The organism is Acinetobacter sp. YH12021, assembly GCF_013420145.1.
GTDB lineage: Bacteria > Pseudomonadota > Gammaproteobacteria > Pseudomonadales > Moraxellaceae > Acinetobacter > Acinetobacter towneri.
Genome location: NZ_VOYT01000009.1, coordinates 36662 through 58914 on the forward strand (window position 1 = coordinate 36662; position 22253 = coordinate 58914).

Below are 22253 nucleotides of genomic sequence, written 5' to 3' on the forward strand. Positions count from 1 at the left end.
ATTGAAATATAAAAATAAGGGAGTCAGTCTCCTTTATTTTTTTTTCATGTGTATAGATTCTGCTGGAAGTAGTCTTTATTAGTATTACAACTATCATAGCTGATACAACCTCCATTAATAGGATTTTTTGAGTTTTTAAATACAACTCTTTATCAATAGGTATTCATATTGTGTAAATTTAGATGTTTGTTTTTTAATGTAATAAATAGTAAATTTGCGTATGATATTTATTGTTGAATAAAAATCTACTATTCCAGTAGACCTCTTGCGAAAGTCGTTATTGCAAGTTAATTCGGTTTACCAGTGCAGCGATTAAGTTAATGCGTAAACCGAATCTTTTCCGTCTATTTCGATAGCGTTCACTTAATATTCTAAATGTTTTCAATTGACTATTGATGTGTTCGATCACAACTCGTATTTTTCCAAGCATTTTATTGTACTTTTTCTCAGCATCAAATAAAGGTAAATTCTTCTTTTTCTTAATTGGCATCAATAACTTAAATCCATCTTGTTCTAATCTATAGTACCCTAAATCCGTCAGAACATATTCACAATGTTTAAACTTCTTAACCGTTTTTCTTGCCAGTTTAATATCATGCTGACTGCCATTTGATACATCGATCCCTATGATTTGTTTGCTCTGCGGATGATAGATCACTTGGGTTTTTAGTGTATGTTTCTTCTTTTTATCACTGTAGAACTTACTCTGGTTTTTTTTTCGGGCGTTCTATTGAACATTCTGTCGCATCAATAATGACCCAGTTAAAGTGTTCGTCTGCTGTGGTAATACTTCGTTTTGGCAGAGTAAAACATCTCGATTTCATCAAAGCATCTTCAACCTTTTTAATGGTTCGATTCACATTACTTTCAGCGATATGGTAGTATGCCGCCAATTCTAGTTGAGTGTTGTAGTTGCGTAAGTAATTGAGCGTTAATAACAATTGATCCTCTATAGCTAAAGTATGAGGACGACCTGATTTCTTTTTAAGTGATTCTGCTTTTTTTATAACATCGACCATTTCAGTAAAAACTGGTCGAGGTACATCAACCAAGCGCTTAAATTCAGAATCTGAAAAACGGTTTAATTTCTCATATCTCATGAAATCTATATTCAGGCATTTTTTACTTTCGCAAGAGGTCTATTGAATTCTGATCATCATCATTAATACAGTGTTGTAATGAAAATTTATTTTCTGAGTTTTCTGCATCAGTGATATCTGTATCACTTTTAGAAGACCTAGATGGGTTTGGATGATCCATAAGTTCTGATGTATCTAGTAAGTCTTGTTGATGATGAATCTTCTTTGTAGTGATAATTCTCTTTAGTAGGAGAAGTCATATTAGTTACGTTAGTTGAGTTAACAGTTGTAAAACTATCATGTAGTGGATGGGAGTTACTGTTTACGGTTGGTTGAGATTTGTCTTCTTCCTCCCATTTTTGCAATAAATTGTTCCAAATTCTATCAATTTGTTCTTCATGTTGAGCTAAATGAGTAGAGGAATTCATTTCATTTGACGATGGTAAAAATTTTTCTAACTCTGCAAGATTCGTTGGTGAAAAAGCAGAGTGGTTATTTGCACAAAAACAAGCTATTTTAGCGATTTAAATTCAAGATGGTACATTGGGTGCTGTTTCGTTTTTAAAATCAAAAATACGCTTTCCTATGAATAAATAGCGATATAAGAGTGAATAAGCAGGTAAACTATTAATATGTCAGTAGAAATATCTCAAGTTAAGTCAAAAAAACGTACTCGTGACTACGGTGAGGTATTTACCAATGACCGTGAAGTCAATGCTATGTTAGATTTAGTTAAAGACGAAAGCGAGCGTGTTGATTCAAGGTTTTTAGAACCTGCCTGTGGCACAGGCAATTTTTTAGCCAAAATTTTAGAACGTAAGTTAGGAACAGTTAATCGTTTGGCTAAAAAAAATCAAACAAACTACGAGAGACATGCTATCTTAGCAATATCTTCGATTTATGGCATTGAATTGCTTGAAGATAATCTTATTGAGTGTCGTAAACGGTTATACGACATTTTGGTAAAAGATTATGAAAGTAAATATAGCAAAACCCAAGAAGATTTTATCAATACAATTGAATACTTATTGAGAACGAATATTTTGCATGGTGATGCGTTGTCGCTAAAGCAAAACAATGGTGAACCAATTGTTTTTCCCCAATGGGCATTTATTAACAATAGCTTGGTTCAACGGCATGACTTTATTTATGAATACCTGATGCCGTCAGAAGCAGAATCCGAAAATCTATTATCAGACGAAGAACGGGGTTCTTATGCGTATTCTGAAACAGGTGAGCGAAAATTCTTTCCAAAATCTTTTAAATTATATGCCCCCACACATTTTTTAAAGCTATGGGAACAGTCATATGGTAACTGAAAATCCATTTAATGAAGCATTATCAGAGAATCAAGATAAAGGGCAGCTAAGTCTATTCGTTAATTATAATCCTGATGTCTTAAATTGTTTGGCAAATCTGTCAAGTGATGAAGTTTTCACGCCACCTGATATCGCCAATCGTATGCTCGACTTGTTACCGAAAAAGCTATGGTCAAATAAAAATGCGACATTTCTTGACCCATTTTGCAAATCAGGGGTATTTTTGCGTGAGATTGTCTTACGACTGAATGAAGGATTAAAGTCGCAGATACCGACTGAACAAGAACGTTTTAATCATATTTTGACCAAACAGGTATTTGGTCTAGGGATTACCCTACTAACGGCTTTAATTTCTCGTAGAACGCTGTACTGTTCAAAACAAGCAAACGGTAAATTATCCGCTTGTACAGCGTTTAATGATGAGAATGGCAATATCTTTTATCAGCGATTGGAACATCGTTGGGGCAATGATGGCAAGTGTAGTGAGTGTGGGGCATCACGCAATGAGTATGATTTTGTATCAGATAATCGTGAAAATCATGCGTATGCCTTTATTCATGGCAATCCTTTGGCATTACTAGAAAATCGTTTTAAAGAATTGGGGAAAGAAATGAAGTTTGATGTAATTATCGGCAATCCACCCTATCAAATGAGTGATGGTGGTGCTCAGGCGAGTGCCAAACCTATTTATCATTTATTTGTTCAGCAAGCTAAAAAGCTAAACCCTAATCATCTATTAATGATTGTTCCATCCCGTTGGTTCGCAGGGGGTAAAGGACTGGATGAATTTCGTGATGAAATGCTCAATGATAAACGTGTAAAAGAAATTCATGATTATCCGAATGCTGCGGATTGTTTTCCGCAAATTGACTTGTCAGGTGGCGTGAATTTCTTCCATTGGGATAGTAATTATAATGGCGATTGTACTATTGCCACCTATGATAGCAAAGGTTGCTCTTCAAAAATGTCAAGACCTTTAAAGGAAGAAGGGATTGATATTTTAATACGCTACAATCAAGGTGTTGAGATTATTAGAAAAATTAGAAAATTCAAAGAAAAAAGCTTTGCTGATATTGTTAGTGCAAGAAAGCCTTTTGGTTTAGATAGCACATTTCGAGGTAAACCAAACAAGTTTGAAAACTCAGTTTTAGTTTATCAAAATCAAAATAGTGCAAGCATTGGCTATCAAGACAGAGGGTTAATTCTTAAAAATAAAGCCTTAATCGATAAATATAAAGTTTTTATATCATACTCTTATGGAGAAAGGATTTCTGAATATTTTTGGGTAATCGGCAAACCGTTTGTGGGTGAACCCAATACTATTTGTACTGAAACCTATCTTGTGGTTGGTGATTTTGATGATAAACAGACCGCAGAGAATGTGATTTCTTACATGAAAACAAGGTTTTTTAGATTTTTAATTCTTTTGATAAAAAATACTCAACATGCAACTCAAAAAGTTTACCAACTAGTTCCAATGCAGGACTTTTCAAAACCTTGGACGGATGAAGAACTTTATAAAAAATATAAACTAACCAAAAAAGAAATCGCCTTTATCGAAAAAATGGTTCGTCCAATGGATGCAGAACAGGATTAGACTATGAGCAATGAATTACTCACTACCCAACTAAAAAAGCCTACCATCTACGCCTATAGTGACATCCGATATAATGGCAAGCTAAAAGTAGGCTATACCGCCACAAAAACTGCTGAAGAACGAGTTAGAGAACAATATCCAGTCAAAACGCCATCACAAAGTTGGACACTTTTGCTAGACGAACCTGCAATCCGTGAAGATGGTTCATTCTTTACCGACCATGATGTACATAGAACCCTTAAAAAACACGGTATTGAGCGAGATGCAGGTGAGTGGTTTGATTGCGATATCAAAGCGGTGCAAGCAGCACTCATGGAAATCCGTACTGGTAAGCCTAACATCGAACATCGCACCCAAAGTTTTAAAATGCGTCCTGAGCAACAAGAAGCCGTTGAACGTACAGCTCAGTATTTTACCAACATAAAGCAAGAAGAAGCCTATCGTAACAAAGAACCGCATTTTTTGTGGAATGCCAAAATGCGTTTTGGTAAAACGTTTACCGCCTATCAACTGGCAAAAAAAATGGGTTGGAAGAAAATACTAATTTTGACTTTCAAACCTGCGGTGCATAACGCATGGCAAGAAGACCTAGAAAATCATATTGATTTTGAAGGTTGGCAGTTCGTCAGTAATAACGAAAATACCTTAACCTATGAAGAAGCAGATAAAACTAAACCTATCGTTTGCTTTGGCTCATTCCAAGACTATCTTGGTAAAAATAAAGCCACAGGTGGTATTAAAACCAAAAACGAATGGGTACATGCTACTAACTGGGATTGTGTGATTTTTGACGAATATCACTATGGGGCATGGCGTGAAACCGCCAAAGACTTATTTGATAATGATGAAGCCAAAGGTGAACAGGAGTACGCATTATCGACTGATTTGAAGAATTTCGATGAAGAATTACTACCCATTACTACAGAGCATTATCTTTATTTATCAGGTACGCCATTTAGAGCGTTAAATTCAGGCGAATTTATTGAAGAGCAAATCTACAACTGGACGTATTCTGACGAGCAAAAGGCAAAAGAAGAGTGGGCAACGCATTCAGATGAGCCCAATCCCTATGCAAGTTTACCTAAGATGGTCATGATGACGTATCAGCTACCTGATGCTGTCAAAACTATTGCTCAACAAGGTGAATTTAATGAATTTGACCTAAATGAGTTTTTCTTCGCTGAAGGTACAGGTAAAGATGCCAAATTCAAACATGAAGAATATGTGCAAAAATGGCTTGATTTAATGCGTAACGCCTTACCTGATGCTTATGTTGATAGTCTAAAACTAGGCAGACAAAAACCGCCTATGCCGTTTTCTGATGTCAATTTACTCGGTAATTTACTGCATACCTTTTGGTTTTTGCCATCAGTGGCTTCATGCGATGCAATGGAAAATCTGCTCAAACAACGCCAAAATGTGTTTTATCAAGATTATCAAATTGTCAATGCGTCAGGTACAAAGGCAGGTATTGGTAGTGAAGCTATTCCACCTGTTAAGCGAGCAATGGGTGAAAATCCATTGGCAAGCAAAAGTATAACGCTATCTTGCGGTAAATTAACCACAGGTGTATCAATTGCCCCTTGGACAGGCATACTCATGCTACGCAACATGACCAGTCCTGAAGGTTATTTTCAGGCAGCCTTTCGGGTGCAGACCCCTTGGGTAATGCGTGGACATAACCCCAATGACCCAAACAATGAAGAAATCATCAAAGAACAATGTTACGTCTTTGACTTTGCTCCAACACGAGCATTACGACAAATCTCTGACTATAGCTGTCGCCTAAATGTTGGTGAGCAAAGCCCTGAAAGAAAGGTTGAAGAGTTTATCCAGTTTTTGCCTGTACTGGCTTATGATGGCTCTAGTATGCGTCAAATTGATGCTGCTGGGGTGCTTGATATTGCCATGCAAGGAACCACCGCTACCTTGCTTGCTAAGCGTTGGGAAAGTGCATTATTGGTTAATGTCGATAACTTTACCCTACAGCGTTTCCTAGACAATGATGAAGCGATGCAAACGCTGCAAAAAATTGAAGGCTTTCGCTCCATCAATAAAGACATTGAAACCATTATCAATCGCTCAAATGAAGTCAAAAAAAGTAAAAAAGATAAAAATGACGATGAGACAATGAGCAAAACTGAAAAGGATGAACTAACCGCCAAAGAAAAAGAAATGAAAGGTCTGCGTAAGCAAATTCAAGAAAAGCTAATCAAATTTGCAACTCGTATTCCAATTTTTATGTATTTGACCGATTATCGGGAACATACCTTACATGATGTTATCACACAGCTTGAACCACAGTTATTTGAACGTGTAACTGGCTTGACCCAAGCGGATTTTAGATTGCTTGTTAACCTAAACTTGTTTAATGAATCACTGATGAATGATGCAGTTTATAAGTTTAAGCGTTATGAAGATGCAAGTACGAGCTATCATACGATGGATTGGGAACGGCATGAAACGGTGTTCTTGTACAATACTGAAGTAAGCCGTGAGTTGCTTGAGAAAAACTGATAGGTTTTATGATTGTGTTTTAGGGGCAACTAAGGCTTTTGGGTGTTAGTTGCTTTTTGTTTGATTTAATACAATGAACCTCTATTTTATTCATAAATTTACCCAAGCAAAGACTTACAAAACTGGCAAAATATCACCTATTAGGACTTACGCATTTCCTATCATTGCAAATCTAAAATAAGATGCTAGACCCCTACCTATGCAGAGGTGACGGAAATTTAAAGTGGCTCGTCATTCCTGCGAATGCAGGAAGCCAGTGTCTTTTGCGTAAGTCCTAACCTATAAAGAATTTATCAAAGAACCTGATAAAAAGAAAATCGAACCGCTCAAGATGGTGTACAAGTAAGCGATCAAGTTCGACATTTGGTTTCTGCATTAGGACAAGATGATTATACTTTGATTGAGTTGATGCAGCTGCTTGGTTTAACTCACAGAGCAACATTCCAAAAGAACTATCTGAATCCTGCAATAGAGTTAGGTTTGATCGAGCGGACTATTCCAGATAAGCCGAAAAGTCCGAAGCAAAGGTATCGCTTGAGAAAATAAGTTTTATGCATCCTAAGCACTGAAATTAAGCTCTTCTATTCTTAGGAAAAGGTACAATTTTATCCCTCAAGCTATCAATAAAATCAGACCATTCCTGCATCATCTTGGTTCGATACTCTAAATGTTGTGCATGATTGTATGCTTGAGAAACAACATTACCAACGGTGTGAGCTAGTTGAATTTCAATCGCATCATGCATATAACCTTGCTCATGTAGAGTTGTAGAGGCAAGCCCACGAAATCCATGCCCTGTCATTTTACCTGTATAACCCATCGTACGAATGGCACTTAAAAGGGCATTGTTACTTAAGGGCTTTGCAGTACTGTGATTATAAAAAACAAATTGTTTATTACCTGTAAGGGGTTTTAGATCTTCGATGAGTACAATAGCTTGTCGAGATAAAGGAACAATATGGGGTAGAGCCATTTTCATTTTATAAGCTGGGATGCGCCATAACTTATTTTCAAAATCAATTTCATCCCATTCCATGTTTATGAGCTCAGCTGTCCTCACAAAAGTTAAAGTCATAAACTGTAATGCTGTCTTAACTAAGATATTGCCGTGATAGTGATCCATTCGTTCTAAGAAAGGCGGAAATTCAGAAATATCTAAGCGAGCCATATGTTTTACTTTACGGGGCTTTAGTGCTTCCTGAAGATGAGGAGTCGGGTCATTCTCGATCAGACCTTTACGTATTGCAAAACGGAAAATACGTCCTGCTAAAGGTATAGAGCGTTTCGCCATCTCTTGTGCACCGCGAGCTTCAATCTGTTTAGCACAAGCAAGGATATCTTTACCCTTAATCTGATCAATAGGCATATGCCCTAATGCGGGGAAGAGATCCTTTTCAAAAACAGATAAGTCTCGTAAATATGTCCCTTCTTTAATAACAGGCTTTCGATCTTCCATCCATTCCATAGCGAGGGATTTGAAAAGAGTACTTTCATCAGTTTGTTGTAAGCGCTCATTCTTTATGGCATTCGGATCAATACCATTGTAAAGCTGAATACGTGCTTCATCACGTGCACGGCGAGCTTGAGCAAGTGTGATTTCTGGATAGCTGCCAATAGTTAAAGTGCTTTCACGGCCATTAAACCGATATTTTAAACGCCAGAACTTTCCACCAGATGGAGTGACCTCAAGATATAATCCTTTTTCGTCTGAGTATCGCTTTTTTTTATCAAGGGCTTTTATTTTTCTAACTTGAGCATCAGTAAGCATTTTTAATGGTATCCGTGCAAATTGGGGGACGAAAAATAACTTAAAAAATTTGTCCCCCAATTATCCCCCACGATATGGGGGATTGCAATGGATGTGCTAGGATTTTATAAAATAATAAAAAAGGCTTAAACCTATATAGTTTAAGCCTTTCAGTACCCCGTTGGATGCTACGGGAAGCTAATTTGGCGGTGAAAGAGGGATTCGAACCCTCGATACGCTATTAACGTATACACACTTTCCAGGCGTGCTCCTTCAGCCACTCGGACACTTCACCATAGGCGGTGGATAATAACCAAAAAATAGTACAAAGCCAAGTTGAAACATTTGATTTAGAGAAAAACTTTCAGCGTAGTGCTATGATTCTCAAAAATACCGTCTAAATCGAAGACACCTATGCAAAGTACTGCAAAAAAAGCAGCCTTACCCGTCATTACCTTGGCTGCGCTCGGCGTCGTATTTGGGGATATCGGAACCAGCCCCCTGTACGCCTTCCGACAAACTTTTTTAACGGCCCATCTTGCAATTACTCAAGCCAGTGTATTGGGAATTTTATCCCTGATTTTCTGGTGCATGATGCTCACCATCAGCTTCAAATACGTCACTATCATTATGCGTGCCGATAACAATGGCGAAGGCGGGATCATGTCATTATTGGCATTGAACCTGCGCACCACCCGCATTGCCGAAGACAAAAAAATCTTTCTGATCGCACTTGGCTTTATTGGCGCATCACTTTTCTTTGGCGATGGTATTATCACCCCCGCTATTTCAGTATTGTCGGCTATCGAAGGGCTAAGTATTGCCACGCCTATTTTTAATCAATGGCTCGTACCGCTCTCAATTGGTATTTTGGCAGGACTGTTCATTGTGCAGCGTCATGGTACAGGTACGATGGGCAAATTTTTTGGACCACTGACTTTGCTGTGGTTTTTAGCCATTGGCGGTGCGGGGCTGCTCAGTATCATCCAAACTCCATTTGTATTGGCCATGGTCAGTCCACACTGGGCGTTTAACTTTGTAGTAGAGCAACCCTTTGTTGCATTTCTCACCATGGGCGCCGTAATTTTGACCATGACGGGTGGCGAAGCACTCTATGCCGATATGGGACATTTTGGGCGGATGCCCATTCGCCTCGCGTGGTTTTTAATTGTCTTACCTTGTTTGTTATTGAATTACGCGGGACAAGGCGCATTACTGCTACGCAACCCTGCAGCAATTGAAAATCCGTTTTATATGTTGGTGCCTGAATGGGGCTTATACCCGATGATTGGTTTAGCTACGGCTGCGGCAGTGATCGCTTCTCAAGCGGTGATCACAGGGGTATTTTCAATGGTTAATCAGGCCATTCAATTGCGTTATTTGCCTCGCCTGACGGTACGCCACACGTCCGATGTCGAACGTGGTCAAATCTATTTGCCATTCATTAACTGGGCCTTATTTATTTCGGTGCTTATCTTAATTTTATTATTTGAAAATAGTGCCAGACTTGCCAGTGCTTATGGCGTGGCAGTGACCATGACCATGCTGTGTGGCACGATTTTAATTTCAGTGCTGGCCTATGGTTTTTGGCGTTGGCCGATGTGGAAAGTTGCCCTTTTTGCAGTGCCATTTTTAACCCTAGATTTAATTTTTGTGGCTTCGACCTCGCTCAAAATTGTGTCAGGGGGATGGGTGCCAATTTTAATTGGCGCCATCATGTATACCATTTTAATGACGTGGAAAGATGGTCGTGCATTGGTTTTCAATCGTTTGGAAAAAGATGCCTTGCCGATAGACCTATTCATTCACAGTATTAGTATGGGCAATGAAACCAAATTTGTCCCTGGCGATGCGATTTTCTTGACAGGTACGCCTAACATTGTGCCACATGCCATGTTGCATAATATTAAGCACAACAAGGTCTTACATGAACGCAATATCATGGTAACGGTCATCACGCGTGATATTCCATTTGTGGCGCAGCAAGATCGGATTCAAGTCGAAAAACTGGATGATCGTTTTTATCGGATTACCATGTATTACGGTTTTAAAGATCAGCCGAATATTCCAAATGCCTTAAAACAAGCCTATGAACAGCTTGAGTTTGAATTCGATATGATGCAAATGAGCTTCTTTATTTCGCGTGATCGAATTGTGCATACGGTGGGCGATGGCATGTCACCGTGGCGTGAAAAACTGTTTATTTCAATGCAGCGCAATACCAGTCCAGTGAGTGATTTCTATCAAATTCCAACCAACCGTGTGGTGGAATTGGGTAGTCAAATCGAAATTTAAAAACTGCTCAATAGATTTTAAAAAAACCAGCATTATAAAGTGCTGGTTTTTTATTTTTAGCTCAAGATTGGTCTTAAACAGATCTTATTGTTCCGTATCACTTGGTTGTAGATGGCTTAAATCTATATCGTTTACATCTGCGCCCTGTGCCGCAGGTGCTGTGGTTTCAAGCCGTTCAGTCGTGGGCAGATTGGCTGCTGCTTGTTCAGATGCAGCAGGGTTTTGTGGTGCAGCATTTAGCGCTTCTGCGGTGACATCCACATCATCACCAGCATTTACAGGTAAATCGGCTGAAGATGACAATAATGGCGCAGAGGTGGCTTGTATGTGTTGTTCGCTCACTTGCTCTGCCTGCGCTGCGTGTTGCAGTTCGGATTCAGTCCCGACAGGCATCGTCATCGGTACATTGTCTTGAGCCAGATTGGCTTGTTCGGCTGAAATTTGGTTTGCAGGCTGTTGCGCTATATTTTCTGCTGGACTTGTTAAGTTTGTATCTGTACTCGGTACAATGCGTATCTGACCATTGGCGATTAATTCTTGTAGTGAGCCTGCTTGCCCATTAATCGTGGTGCTTATTTTGACTTTAGATAAACTTTCTAAAGTATCACCTGCTTGAATGGGTGGTTCGGCAAAGGCAGAAATGCTGATACTGCTACCAACCAAAGCACAAGCAAAAAGATGAAAACGCATGTATTTCTCCATCAAAAATCGCAAAAATAAAGTTAAAACCAATTTAAATCGTCAATGACATCCAGCTAGAGCAGCGCAATGCGCTTGGGTGTCGCTGAGCGATGTCTTTAAGGTGTATTTAGCTTGGCAGATTCGCTAAAACGGATGCAATCAAATCTACCAAACTTGATCTAGACTGATGTCAAAAGTGCTTAAAACTCAGGCTGTGTATGGCTTTTGTGGTGTTATGGCGCGGGTTTTGTTTAATTGTTAGACGAACAAGAGGTGCTTCATATACAAGCTGTGAGTGGATTGTTAAGCTCGGGCAAACTCTGCGGATTTAGAGCGAAGTCACAGTAACGGTTATGGCAAGAAAACGGCGCAATTCCAACAACATTTGGACTCAAATTTTCAATCAAAACAGCTTGAAAGTGCTACTCGGTGTAGTGGCAACAGGGAGTTTTGTGATTGCTTTTGGTCAAGAAAAAATTAGCCAGTGGACTTCACTGGTGCCGAGTTCAGGAAATAGTGCTTGCCTAACCCAGTTCTATCGAGAAACGCCGCCCTATTTACTGAAAAATAGCCTGCAAAAAGACAGCTATCCGCTGTGTTTTAATGACTTTAATGTGATGTATTCAGGGGTATCCAAAACCCCGTTATGGGTGGCAGAAGCCTTAACACCAGCGCGTTTGAGTCAGCGGATTCCACGTGAAGATAACTTTCACGAAGAACCGCGCGTCAAAGCCGAGCATCGTGCGACTTTGCTGGATTATCGTGGTTCGGGTTATGACCGTGGACACATGGCACCGAATGCCGACATGACCAACTTGGCAGCCCAGTTTGACAGTTTTTCTTTGGCAAATATGGTGCCGCAAGCCCCTAAAAATAATCAGCAGGTCTGGCGTGAACTTGAAGAAGCCACCCGAGCGGTGGTGACTAAGCAAAAGCAAGATGTGTATGTGATTACGGGGCCAAGTTTTAATGCCAAGCGTCTAAAAACCATTGGGCAGGGCGTTATTGTGCCGACTGCGGTGTATAAAGCTGTGTATATGCCCAAAACAGGCGCGATAGGGGCTTATTACGCGCCCAATAACGACTCGTTACAGGTGCAAGTGGTGAGTGTCTGCTATTTAGAAGAACAGTTGGGCATTAATTTATTCCCACAATTAAGTGAAGAACAAAAGCGCAATACCTATAAATTGCCTTTGACTGCAAATGCTGTAAAAGCCAATACACCGATTGCCTACTCACATTGGGATGCAGAAAGCCAGTGCGCAGAAGATGTATCTGCTGAGCAATTACAAGCTTTACAAACCGAATTTAAACGCTCAGGCAGTAGTCCTGCATCGGGTGCTAGCATTGATGCAGATACCCAAGATGCAATTGTGAAGCAATTGATTGAAGCTTTATTGCAATATATTTTACAGTTGTTGAAATCTTAAACTGGGTTAAGATGATGGATATTGCATCCTTCATGCTAAGGTGAATTCAATGTTTAAACCGTTTCAAAATGGGACTGAATCACATGCGATTCATGACTTAACCTTAGAAAATGATTTAGATTGCATCAATGTGTATGGCAATTTGCAAATCAGCAAAGATCAGGCGGGTTTACAGGCAGCCAAAGCACTACAGGCTTTTTTGAATGAAGTTGTTGCAACTTTGGAGCAGACTCCGAATCTGCCTGAAAAGTTAGATCGTCCCGAAGCGGGTGAAATTGAAAATCCATTTTTATAATGGATGCCATCTCAAGATATTAAATCTACTTTAATCTGCTCATCTAAGCCATTAAAAAGCCCGCTCAAACGCTTGAACGGGCTTTGTTGTTTTGTGTGTTTTTAGATAAATCCCAGACATCTTGAAAAGCTGTGGATTTAAAGTTTTGAAGATCAGTCTTCAGCTTTTGCTATAGCGCGATACAGCACCGCACCAATCACCGCACCTACAATCGGTGCAACCCAGAAAGCCCAAAGCTGGCTGAGCGCTGCAGTGTCTGCAAAGACTACGTGCAGGGTTCACCGAAGTATTGCTCACAGAAATGCTGATCAGGTGGATTAAGGTCGGTGCCAAACCAATTGCAATTGGAGCAAAACCAGCAGGTGCGCGTTTATCGGTTGCACCCATAATCACCATCAAAAAGCCAGCAGTGAGTACTACTTCAATCAATAATACTGAACTTAGGGCATATTTTCCTGGAGATAAATCACCATAACCGTTGGTGGCGAAACCGCCTGTGCTTGCAAAACCTGCTTGACCTTGCACGATTAGGTACAACACTAGTGCAGCCAGAGTAGCGCCAATAATTTGTGAAATAATATAGGTTGCAAGTTCTTTGGCTTCAAAGCGTGCACCTGCCCACAAACCAATACTGACTGCAGGGTTAAATTGACCACCTGAAATGTGCCCAAGTGCATAGGCCGCGGTTAATACGGTCAGACCGAACGCGAGGGATACCCCCACAAAACCAATGCCCAATTCAGGAAAAGCTGCAGCCAATACCGCACTACCACAACCACCAAATACCAGCTAGAATGTGCCAGCCAGTTCTGCGAAATACTTATTCAATTTGATTCTCCAGTGCTTATTTTTTGAGTTAATTGATCAAACTTCAATTAAATTTATCGCATTTTAGATCGATATTGTGATGAATTTAACATAAATTAAAGTAAAAAGAAGCAATCATGAAGCACGTTGCATCCGCCATTGTTGTGGTGTGTGCTGCGTCCATTGTTTAAACGCACGCTGAAAGGCACTTTGTTCTGAATAACCCAGCAATAGCGCAATTTCTTGCAGACTTAAATGTGGGTCTTGTAAATATTGTTCTGCCAATAAACAGCGTACTTCCTGCATGCGTTTTTGGTAGGTCGTGCCTTGCTGTTGCAAATGACGTTGCAACTGACGTACAGAAATATGTAATTGCTGAGCAATATGTTCAATTTGATACATATTTTTTTGCAGCCCCGTCAAAATGGCTTGCTGTAAACGCTGATCGGTTTGGGTGCTATTCGGTAGCTTTTCCAGTAAGGCTTGCGCCTGTTGCAACAATAAATGCTGTAAGGTTTGATCGCCCTGATGAAAAGGTTTTGCCAGTTCGGAAACAGGCAACAACACTTGGGTAATTGGCTGAGAAAAGCGCACTTTACAATGAAAATACTGCTCATACAGTGCAATATTTTTAGGCGCAGGATGATGAAAATGTACTTCGTGCAGGCAAATATCTTCAAACTGCATAAAGTGCTTCAAAAATTCCATCATTAAAGCAATGGCAATTTCATCGGTTAATTGTGTGGTCATGTGCACGGGCAATTCTGACCAACGAATGGATAAATAATCGTTTTGTGCTTCGACTTGCAACGGGCCACCATCGTAAATCAAGCGATGAAAATCGTGGTAACGCTGTAATGCTTCACCCAGATGATCACAGGACAAGGCTAAATACGCAATGATGCCTAAATGTTTGGGCTGCACGTATTTGGCAATTTCCAAACCCAAAGCAGGTTGTGGTAATTGTTGCTCCAAAGTGCTGAGCAAGTCACGCCAGAGGGCATAATCAAAACGTTCCAGATTTTGAATCTGATGTAATTTTTCTGGAATGGGCAGCTTTTTTGCTTGGTAATAGCACATCAATAAATGCCCTAAGCCACCATAGATCGAGCCCGTATATTCTTTGAATTGTTGCATGTGTTATCGGTTTATTTTTGTCGTCATTTGTCAATGATATTGATTTTTTTGGTCAAGATCTAGTCAATCTCACATGCCTATAGTGAACATCAGAGTCAAGATGTCCTGTGTTGAAGGAGAAATAGCGATGTGGAAAGGATTTCTAGCAGGTTTGGTGGTTGCCAATGGTTTTGAATGGGTGGCACATAAATATATTTTGCACGGAACGCATCGAGCAGGGCAGCGCCGTTATAGCCCTGTGCCCGAAAGCATGAAATCACACTGGGAACATCATCGTGAAGTGCGTAAAACCAGTTTTCACGATCATGGCTATGTCGAAGGGATTCGCAACTGGCGTACCAAAAATGAAATTGTGTCTTTGGCTGTGGTGGCAACGGTGGCCAGTGGCGTGTTCTATCCTATTTCTAAGGGCATGAGTCTGGCTGCGCTATATAGTGCTGCGAATTATTATTATATTCATCGTCGTGCGCATTTAGAGCCAGATTGGGCAGTCAAAAAAATTCCGTGGCATTATGACCATCACATGAACAGCAATCAGGATGCGAACTGGTGCGTGACTAAACCGTGGTTTGATTATATTTTAGGAACGCGAGTGATTTCTTCACAGGAACTGCAGGAACAAAACCCTTTAGGGATCACTTTGCCGCATGTTATGGCACAAGGTTTAAACCATTTGTCGGCTGCGTATTTTCCTGCCAAGTGGGTCGAGAAAAAATTAGCTGTGGCAGAGCAGTTATCTTAACTGTATTGCAGCAAATGAAGGTTTGTACTGACAGCTTGGGCAAGTCTTGTCGCAAATGGTCAATGTTTTTGGTGTTTTTGGTCAATATTTCAGCTAAAGCTCTGCGTATATTGTGTGCAGTGAAATATCCACGGATGTTTCGGTTGAATATTGTGTGATGATAAATTGATTTTGTTGATTATTTTTTTATAAGTCTATTTAAAAAGATAAAAGAACCTCAGCGCTGTGGTTTTTTGAGTTGATAGGAGTCTTCGGACTCCTTTTTTTCTGCCTAAATTTTACCTTTACTTCAATTTTAAGCTAAAAAAAGTGCAATCCTCAGATTGCACTTTTCACAGTTCGTTTGCACTATGATTTTACAAACGCATTTCAATGCCTTGTGCTGCCAAATATTGTTTGGCTTCAGGAATGGTATGCTGACCAAAGTGGAAAATTGAGGCTGCCAGTACCGCATCGGCACCGCCTTTTAGAATCCCATCGGCCAAGTGTTGTAAATTACCTACACCGCCAGAAGCAATGGTAGGTACCATTACACGGTCATTGATGGCACGCATGAGCGCCAAGTCATAGCCTGCTTTGGTGCCATCGGCATCCATTGAGGTGACCAACAACTCACCTGCGCCATAGTCCGCCATTTTCACAGCCCATTCAATTGCGTCAATACCAGTGGGTTTACGACCACCGTGGGTGAAAATTTCCCATTTGTTATCACCCGTTTTTTTCGCATCAATAGCAACCACAATACATTGTGCGCCAAAACGTTGTGAGGCTTCTTGCACAAATTCTGGGTTAAACACGGCTGCAGAGTTAATGCTGACTTTATCTGCACCTGCGTTCAATAATAGGCGAATGTCTTCAACCTTACGCACGCCACCACCTACGGTGAGGGGCACGAACACGGTTTCTGCCATACGTTCTACGGTACGATAAGTCGTATCACGACCATGATGGGTAGCGGTAATGTCTAAAAAGGTGATTTCATCGGCACCTTGTTCATTATAACGACGCGCCACTTCGACAGGGTCGCCCGCATCACGAATATCAAGGAATTGCACGCCCTTAACCACGCGACCATTATCTACGTCTAGGCAAGGAATAATACGTTTCGCTAGCATAAATTTTTCCAATTATTACAGCCGATTATGAAACTCACCCACACAAGCGCTACACCTTGGCAGATGGAGCGGGTATTCTATCAAACTTAGCTCAGGTTTTTCGCAGGTTTTCTATGTCGGTTTATACTCCTTTGACTTTAAAGGAAGTTCAGGTCTTTGCAGCGCCTTATGGATTGGAGGTGGTCGAGCTGATTCCCATTCAAGGGGGGATTCAAAATACCAATTATTTTTTGCGCTGCGACAATCAAAACGAGTACGTGCTGACCATTTTTGAAGAATTAGATCAGCAAGCGGCAGGTGAATTAATTCCTGTATTGCAGCATTTGGGGCAAGCGGGTTTGCCTGTGGCAGTGCCTTTATCCTATTCGGGACAAGCCATTCACCAATTAAAAGAAAAACCTGCACAAATTGCACCGCGTTTAATTGGGCAGCATCCGACACTGGCAACAGTGGCGCAAGTGGAAGCGATTGCGATTGCACAAGCCAAAATGCATGTGGCCTTACAAAATTTTCCTTTGCAGCGCGATCATGTACGTGATCATGCTTATTGGGCAGGGGTCGCACGCCAATTAAAACCAAGCATGCATGTGGCCGATCAAGCCTTACTGTCCAAACTTTTGGGCTTGTATGAAGCTTTAACCGCAGTCTATCCGCAGCGTCCCAAAGGTTTTATTCACTCGGATTTATTCCGTGACAATACCTTGTTTGCAGATGATCAGTTGCAAGGCATTTTAGATTTTTATGAATTAAATCAAGATGAATTGCTGTTTGATATTGCGATTACGCTGAATGATTTTTGTACCGATTTTCCTGAGCTGAGCTTAAATGAAAGCAAGGCGATTGCATTTTTAAATGCCTACGAAACGGTGCGTCCTTTAACCCAAGACGAAAAAGCCTGTTTGGAACTGTATTTGGCAATGGCGGCAGGACGTTTTTGGTTAATGCGTTTGCAGGTGGCTGCTAAAAATGCGGCAGAAGGGCGGACAGGCGCAGATATTTTGCAGAAAAATCCAGATGAAATGCGGAATATGCTGATTGAACGCTTAAAGTTTGTGACAGCTTGAGGGATATAGAACATGCGTGATCAAGGGCGTTTAGTCGAATGGTTTGATGAGCAGGGTTATGGGTTTATTCAGCCGAATGACCACCAAAAAGATCGCGTGTTTTTACACATTAAGGACTTCGCCCGACAAGGGCCACGTCCAATTGTGGGCTGTGCCTTGGAATATACCGTAACTGTGGATGAGCGCGGACGTTACCGAGCACAGCAAGCGGTGTATTTAAAAGCTTCGCAGACCAAAGCAGCAAAGGCATCTGCTGTGAGTGCGAAAACATCCAACATCACGCAAAAAATGCAGCCGATGCAAATATTATGTGTGGCTTATATTGTTGCTTTGGCTTTGCTGACGCTGTTGGGATTGCTCAGCGGCATGTTGTTATTATTCATCAGTTTGATGAATGCGCTGAGTTATTGGCTGTATGCACAAGATAAAGAAGCTGCACAGCAGGGCGGGCGTCGTATTCCTGAAAATAATTTGCATATCGTGGCTTTTTTAGGGGGCTGGCCTGCAGCATGGTTAGCACAACAAAAATTACGCCATAAAACACAAAAACAACCCTTTGGTAAGATTTATTTTTGTACGATAGGCTTAAATATCTTGCTGATTTTATGGTTAATTTCTCCGTTGAATCAGCTCAGTATCTAATTGGGAATATTGTTCCAGTAACAGGCTTGTCAGGTGCATTATGTCAGAAGCAGAGCATTCATATTCAGTAGATCAAGACCCACATCGTTCATTGACCATGATTTTATATGTGCTGTATATCGTGGCGATTTTTTCTGCGGGGATATTGGCCGTTATTGCCTTAATCATCAACTATTTAAAACGTAGTGATGTACAAGGTTCAATTTTTGCCAGTCATTTTACTTGGCAAATTCGCAGCTTCTGGTGGTATCTGTTTTGGAATATTGTGGCCTTTGTGCCGTTCTTTTTGGTGTTCTTTAGTCCAGATGCGCAAAGCTTTGCCAGTATGACTTTGGCTGCGACACTTTTCTGTATCGCAGTGGTTGCTATTTCGTGGTTATGGATTGTTTACCGTGCTATACGCGGTTTAATTCGCGTGAATGATAATTTACCGATGTATCATTAAATTCACGTTCGTTCGTCTTTTTAAGATGTTTTGAGCGATCTTGCCTAGATGCTGTTCATTCAACTTTTTGGGATGATGTGTTTCGTTTTAAAAATTTTGGTCGCCATTCGCTGACCAGCACGCCTAAAACCACCAGTAGTCCACCGAACAACGCCAGAACTGCCAAGCGCTCGCCTGCCAAACGTCCAATCAATGCGGCCCAAACAGGCTCACCTGCATAAATAATAGCAGCTTGCGCAGGGTCTACTTGTCGTTGCGCCCAGTTCATCACCAATTGAATCACGGCACTGGCAATGCCTAAGCCGAGCAAAACAGCAAGGAGTGACCACTGAAATTCGGGCAATTGAGTTTCTCCAACCCATGGTGCAATCGCAAAACACAATAACGATGCACAACCCAGTTGGATGAGGGTAACGCGCTTTAAATTGACCCGATTGGCAAAATAGCTAATTAAAATAATTTCAAAGGCAATCGCAATTGAACCGATTAAAGTAATGGCTTGTCCAAAACTTAACTGAATTGCGCCTAAGCCATTGCCTGTTAAAAAGACCAAGCCTACAAATGCCAAAATAGCACCCAACCAAGTCATGACATGCGGACGTTGATCAAAGCATAACCACAGCAATAGCGGTACAAGCGGGACATACAGCGCCGTTAAAAAGGCCGATTCGCTACTGCTGATACTTTGTAAGCCAATGGTTTGAGTGACATAACCTAGCGCAATGACTGCGCCTATGGCAAAGCCTGCATAGAGTTCATCGATGCTAAAACCACGTAAGCTTCGCCATGAAATCAGCCCCACGGCCAACGTGGCTGCGGCAAAACGTAAGCCTACAAACAGTACTGGACTGCTGAAGTTCAAACCGTATTGCACGGTAATGAAGGTTGCACCCCAAATTAAGGTAATCAAAATGAGCGCCAGTTGCGGCGCTTTGCTGCGAAGCATTGGTGAAAGCTGAGACATAGAACCAGTGGGAGATGAAGAAAACTCAAAATGAGTAAAATAAAATCAAAATAAAAAAGAGGTCCGCAGACCTCTTTAAAAATACGCGGCAGAATTACAAAGATTGCTCATCTAAAAGCAACTGTGCCTCACGCAGGCTTAACGTGCCTTCGTAAATTGCACGACCTGTAATCGCACCTAAAATGCCAGGCTGACCTTTTAGGTTGCGTACGTCATCTAAATTGGTCACACCGCCAGAAGCAATCACGGGTAAGCCTGAATATTGCGCCAAGTTTACGGTTTGTTCTACGTTCACACCTTGCATCATGCCATCACGGGCAATATCGGTATAAACAATGCTAGATACACCTGCATCGGCAAAACGCTTAGCTAAATCTGTTGCCTTCACGTCTGTGACGTTGGCCCAACCATCAGTAGCCACCATGCCATTCATGGCGTCAATGCCGACAATGATGTGTCCTGCAAATTTCTTGCAGGCTTCTTCTACAAAAGTAGGCTCTTGTACGGCTTTGGTACCAATAATCACGAACGATACGCCTGCATCCAAATAGTGTTCGATGGTTTCGAGTGAACGAATACCGCCACCAATTTGAATTGGAAGATCCGGTTGTGATTTTGCAATCGCTTCAACCACAGGTTTATGAATTGGCGTACCTGCGAAAGCGCCGTTTAAATCGACTAAATGCAAGCGACGCGCGCCTTCATTTACCCAGTGTTGTGCTGTTGCCACTGGATCGTCAGAAAATACAGTATCATCTTCCATACGACCTTGTTTTAAACGAACACACTTGCCATCTTTCAGGTCAATTGCAGGGATGATCAGCATGCTTTCGCTCCTTGCCAAAAACTTATTGAATTCAATCTGTGCATCTTAACAAAGTATTGTTAAATATCTAAGCATCTGTTGTAGGTTTTGTTTTAGAGGGACGAATCCGCAATTTGAGTGAACTGTTTGGGATATGCTCGGGCAATAGACCCAAACGCCCCAATTCTTCAAATATCAACACAGGTGCGTAGGCATCGGCGGCAGCATAGGCAATTTGTGCTTCACTGAGCTGTTTGCATGCCCAGTTTGAGGTGCTGATACTTCGGCTTTTAGGGAAATGAACGTGAAATAATAATGCCATGGCATTTTTAAGCCCAAGCGGACTTTTAAAACCAAAACTGCCAAAACATTTGGATAGTTCAATCACGCTATTCAGTTGTATACCTTTTTTACGAAATAAATGGGCATCATTTTTCAGCCCAAAACCTACTTTAATTTGATCGCGATTGGCAAAAACTGGCTGCAAAAATTGCCAAATGTCATCATTGAGCTGAAATAGATAGGCTTTTTCTAAGGTTGCGAGCTGAATTAAATGCGGGCCTGTAGAAACTTCGCCTACATTAAACGTGGGTTTAGATTCAGAATCGAAACCCAAGACAGCTGCGGTTTTCAGTTCAGCTTCAATTGCTAGACATTGCTCTAGATTTTGAATCAGTACAATATTTTGACGCGCAATATTTTCAAACAGTGGCAATTGCCGAATTTCATCAGGGCTAGGCAGGGTACGCAGACGAGTGAGATCCATAACATTCAAAGCGGTAAAGAAGCGGTTTTAGCCTAAAGCGTTTTGCGGAATTTGGCAAAGTTTAAAAGATTGAAAATGCTGTGCAGGACAAAGATTGCAGCGAATATCCTGAAAAAATAGCCCAATAGATGGGCTATTTCGAAATATCAACCAAGTGGAATATTTTTGCTTAGACGTTGCTGAATATACCTGACAAGAAGCTGCCAATAATCGCCAAAATCATCAGCACAATAAAAATCCAAGCCAGTACTTTTTCCCAACCTGCAGTTTCACGTACCGCACCATAGCTATTTTGACGATCATCGCCAGGTGCAAATACCAAATATAAACCCATAATAATATTCACCAAAGGCACCAAAATCAGCAAAGATAACCAGCCAGTATGATTGCGGTCATGCAAGCGGCGGATGGTGAAAATAAAGCTAAAATAGAACGCAACGATATAAATGATCACGAGCAAGATCATGCCGATGCCCATAGAGCCAGAGCCGAGCTCTAGCAATAAATTGGGTGCAACAACGGCAATAATTGCAATCAGTACTGCAAGCCCCAAGCTGAGCAAACAGTTCCACGCTAAAAATGATAATCGACCAAAACGCCCCGCTGCACTGAGTGCAGAATCTTCTACATATTGACTCATTGTTGTAATTCCTAGATTTTTTGAATTTTCTGTCGCATACCCTATATTTGCTCAAAAATCTTGTGAGATATCTCTCTCACATCGCAAACATAGACCAATTATCGACAGACTCTTAGTTTATTTTGAATAAAAGGTATAAAAAACGCTTTAATTTTAAACACAAATC

General features: G+C 40.9%; 19 protein-coding genes, 1 tRNA gene and 2 pseudogenes. 11 read left to right on the top strand and 11 right to left on the bottom strand.

What is annotated here, in order from left to right; genetic code table 11:
- Window positions 1-277 precede the first annotated feature (277 nt).
- Window positions 278-1100 (bottom strand): IS5 family transposase gene (locus tag FTT91_RS08790; protein ID WP_180037941.1). Its coding sequence is split into 2 segments (ribosomal slippage): window positions 278-718 and window positions 720-1100, totalling 822 coding nucleotides; the frame shifts between segments, so codons are not numbered across the junction.
- Window positions 1101-1711: 611 nt separating this feature from the next.
- On the opposite strand from FTT91_RS08790, the gene FTT91_RS08795 reads away from it, so the two are divergent.
- The 4 genes and pseudogenes from FTT91_RS08795 to FTT91_RS08810 form a co-directional block, all read left to right on the top strand.
- Complete coding sequence (locus FTT91_RS08795) at window positions 1712-2398, top strand: hypothetical protein (RefSeq protein ID WP_180038338.1); 687 nt, start codon at window positions 1712-1714, stop codon at window positions 2396-2398.
- Complete coding sequence (locus FTT91_RS08800) at window positions 2388-3995, top strand: Eco57I restriction-modification methylase domain-containing protein (protein ID WP_180038336.1); 1608 nt, start codon at window positions 2388-2390, stop codon at window positions 3993-3995. Before FTT91_RS08795 ends, FTT91_RS08800 begins: the two co-directional genes overlap by 11 nt.
- A 3-nt stretch (window positions 3996-3998) precedes the next feature.
- Entirely contained in the window at window positions 3999-6512 is a 2514-nt protein-coding gene (locus FTT91_RS08805) for a DEAD/DEAH box helicase family protein (RefSeq protein ID WP_180038335.1), read from the top strand.
- A gap of 321 nt (window positions 6513-6833) precedes the next feature.
- A pseudogene (locus FTT91_RS08810) lies at window positions 6834-7058 on the top strand (Fic family protein); the annotation flags it as partial.
- Between the two features lie 25 nt (window positions 7059-7083).
- Here the strand turns inward: FTT91_RS08810 and FTT91_RS08815 are convergent.
- Window positions 7084-8280, bottom strand: a complete 1197-nt coding sequence (locus FTT91_RS08815) for an integrase arm-type DNA-binding domain-containing protein (protein WP_180064726.1) — start codon at window positions 8278-8280, stop codon at window positions 7084-7086.
- A gap of 183 nt (window positions 8281-8463) precedes the next feature.
- Window positions 8464-8554, bottom strand: a tRNA-Ser gene (locus tag FTT91_RS08820).
- Window positions 8555-8673: 119 nt separating this feature from the next.
- On the opposite strand from FTT91_RS08820, the gene FTT91_RS08825 reads away from it, so the two are divergent.
- Entirely contained in the window at window positions 8674-10554 is a 1881-nt protein-coding gene (locus tag FTT91_RS08825) for a potassium transporter Kup (protein ID WP_179990268.1), read from the top strand.
- A gap of 84 nt (window positions 10555-10638) precedes the next feature.
- On the opposite strand, the gene FTT91_RS08830 is transcribed toward FTT91_RS08825, so the two are convergent.
- A complete protein-coding gene (locus FTT91_RS08830) occupies window positions 10639-11244 on the bottom strand; it encodes a hypothetical protein (protein ID WP_180062257.1) in 606 nt (201 codons plus the stop codon).
- A 344-nt stretch (window positions 11245-11588) separates the two neighbouring features.
- On the opposite strand from FTT91_RS08830, the gene FTT91_RS08835 reads away from it, so the two are divergent.
- A complete protein-coding gene (locus FTT91_RS08835; protein WP_004974371.1) occupies window positions 11589-12665 on the top strand; it encodes a DNA/RNA non-specific endonuclease in 1077 nt (358 codons plus the stop codon).
- A 49-nt stretch (window positions 12666-12714) separates the two neighbouring features.
- Entirely contained in the window at window positions 12715-12960 is a 246-nt protein-coding gene (locus FTT91_RS08840; RefSeq protein ID WP_004974374.1) for a hypothetical protein, read from the top strand.
- A 152-nt stretch (window positions 12961-13112) separates the two neighbouring features.
- Here the strand turns inward: FTT91_RS08840 and aqpZ are convergent.
- Window positions 13113-13749: pseudogene (aqpZ, locus tag FTT91_RS08845) on the bottom strand (aquaporin Z).
- Between the two features lie 153 nt (window positions 13750-13902).
- Window positions 13903-14904 (bottom strand): AraC family transcriptional regulator, encoded by a 1002-nt coding sequence (locus FTT91_RS08850; RefSeq protein WP_179996646.1) that lies wholly within the window; start codon window positions 14902-14904, stop codon window positions 13903-13905.
- A gap of 127 nt (window positions 14905-15031) precedes the next feature.
- Here FTT91_RS08850 and FTT91_RS08855 point away from each other — a divergent pair, with 127 nt between their 5' ends.
- A complete protein-coding gene (locus FTT91_RS08855) occupies window positions 15032-15646 on the top strand; it encodes a hypothetical protein (protein ID WP_180169280.1) in 615 nt (204 codons plus the stop codon).
- Window positions 15647-16002: 356 nt separating this feature from the next.
- Here the strand turns inward: FTT91_RS08855 and hisF are convergent, their stop codons facing one another.
- Complete coding sequence (gene hisF, locus FTT91_RS08860; RefSeq protein WP_154320232.1) at window positions 16003-16761, bottom strand: imidazole glycerol phosphate synthase subunit HisF; 759 nt, start codon at window positions 16759-16761, stop codon at window positions 16003-16005.
- 113 nt (window positions 16762-16874) lie between these two features.
- Here hisF and FTT91_RS08865 point away from each other — a divergent pair, with 113 nt between their 5' ends.
- The 3 genes from FTT91_RS08865 to FTT91_RS08875 are packed head-to-tail and all read left to right on the top strand — an operon-like array spanning window position 16875 to window position 18912.
- Window positions 16875-17825: a homoserine kinase gene (locus FTT91_RS08865; RefSeq protein WP_154320233.1), complete on the top strand. Its 951-nt coding sequence runs from the start codon at window positions 16875-16877 to the stop codon at window positions 17823-17825.
- 12 nt (window positions 17826-17837) lie between these two features.
- The gene (locus tag FTT91_RS08870; RefSeq protein ID WP_179994019.1) at window positions 17838-18467 is read left to right on the top strand and encodes a DUF1294 domain-containing protein; all 630 of its coding nucleotides are present in this window, start codon (window positions 17838-17840) and stop codon (window positions 18465-18467) included.
- Window positions 18468-18507: 40 nt separating this feature from the next.
- A complete protein-coding gene (locus tag FTT91_RS08875; protein WP_167846391.1) occupies window positions 18508-18912 on the top strand; it encodes a hypothetical protein in 405 nt (134 codons plus the stop codon).
- Window positions 18913-18967: 55 nt separating this feature from the next.
- On the opposite strand, the gene FTT91_RS08880 is transcribed toward FTT91_RS08875, so the two are convergent.
- The 4 genes from FTT91_RS08880 to FTT91_RS08895 form a co-directional block, all read right to left on the bottom strand.
- Window positions 18968-19858: a DMT family transporter gene (locus FTT91_RS08880; RefSeq protein ID WP_228274487.1), complete on the bottom strand. Its 891-nt coding sequence runs from the start codon at window positions 19856-19858 to the stop codon at window positions 18968-18970.
- A gap of 112 nt (window positions 19859-19970) precedes the next feature.
- Window positions 19971-20702, bottom strand: a complete 732-nt coding sequence (hisA, locus tag FTT91_RS08885; protein ID WP_004974395.1) for a 1-(5-phosphoribosyl)-5-[(5-phosphoribosylamino)methylideneamino]imidazole-4-carboxamide isomerase — start codon at window positions 20700-20702, stop codon at window positions 19971-19973.
- 67 nt (window positions 20703-20769) lie between these two features.
- Window positions 20770-21447, bottom strand: coding sequence for a hypothetical protein (locus FTT91_RS08890; protein ID WP_004974396.1), 678 nt, complete (start codon window positions 21445-21447; stop codon window positions 20770-20772).
- Between the two features lie 169 nt (window positions 21448-21616).
- The gene (locus FTT91_RS08895; protein ID WP_004974398.1) at window positions 21617-22087 is read right to left on the bottom strand and encodes a DUF805 domain-containing protein; all 471 of its coding nucleotides are present in this window, start codon (window positions 22085-22087) and stop codon (window positions 21617-21619) included.
- Between the last annotated feature and the right edge of the window lie 166 nt (window positions 22088-22253).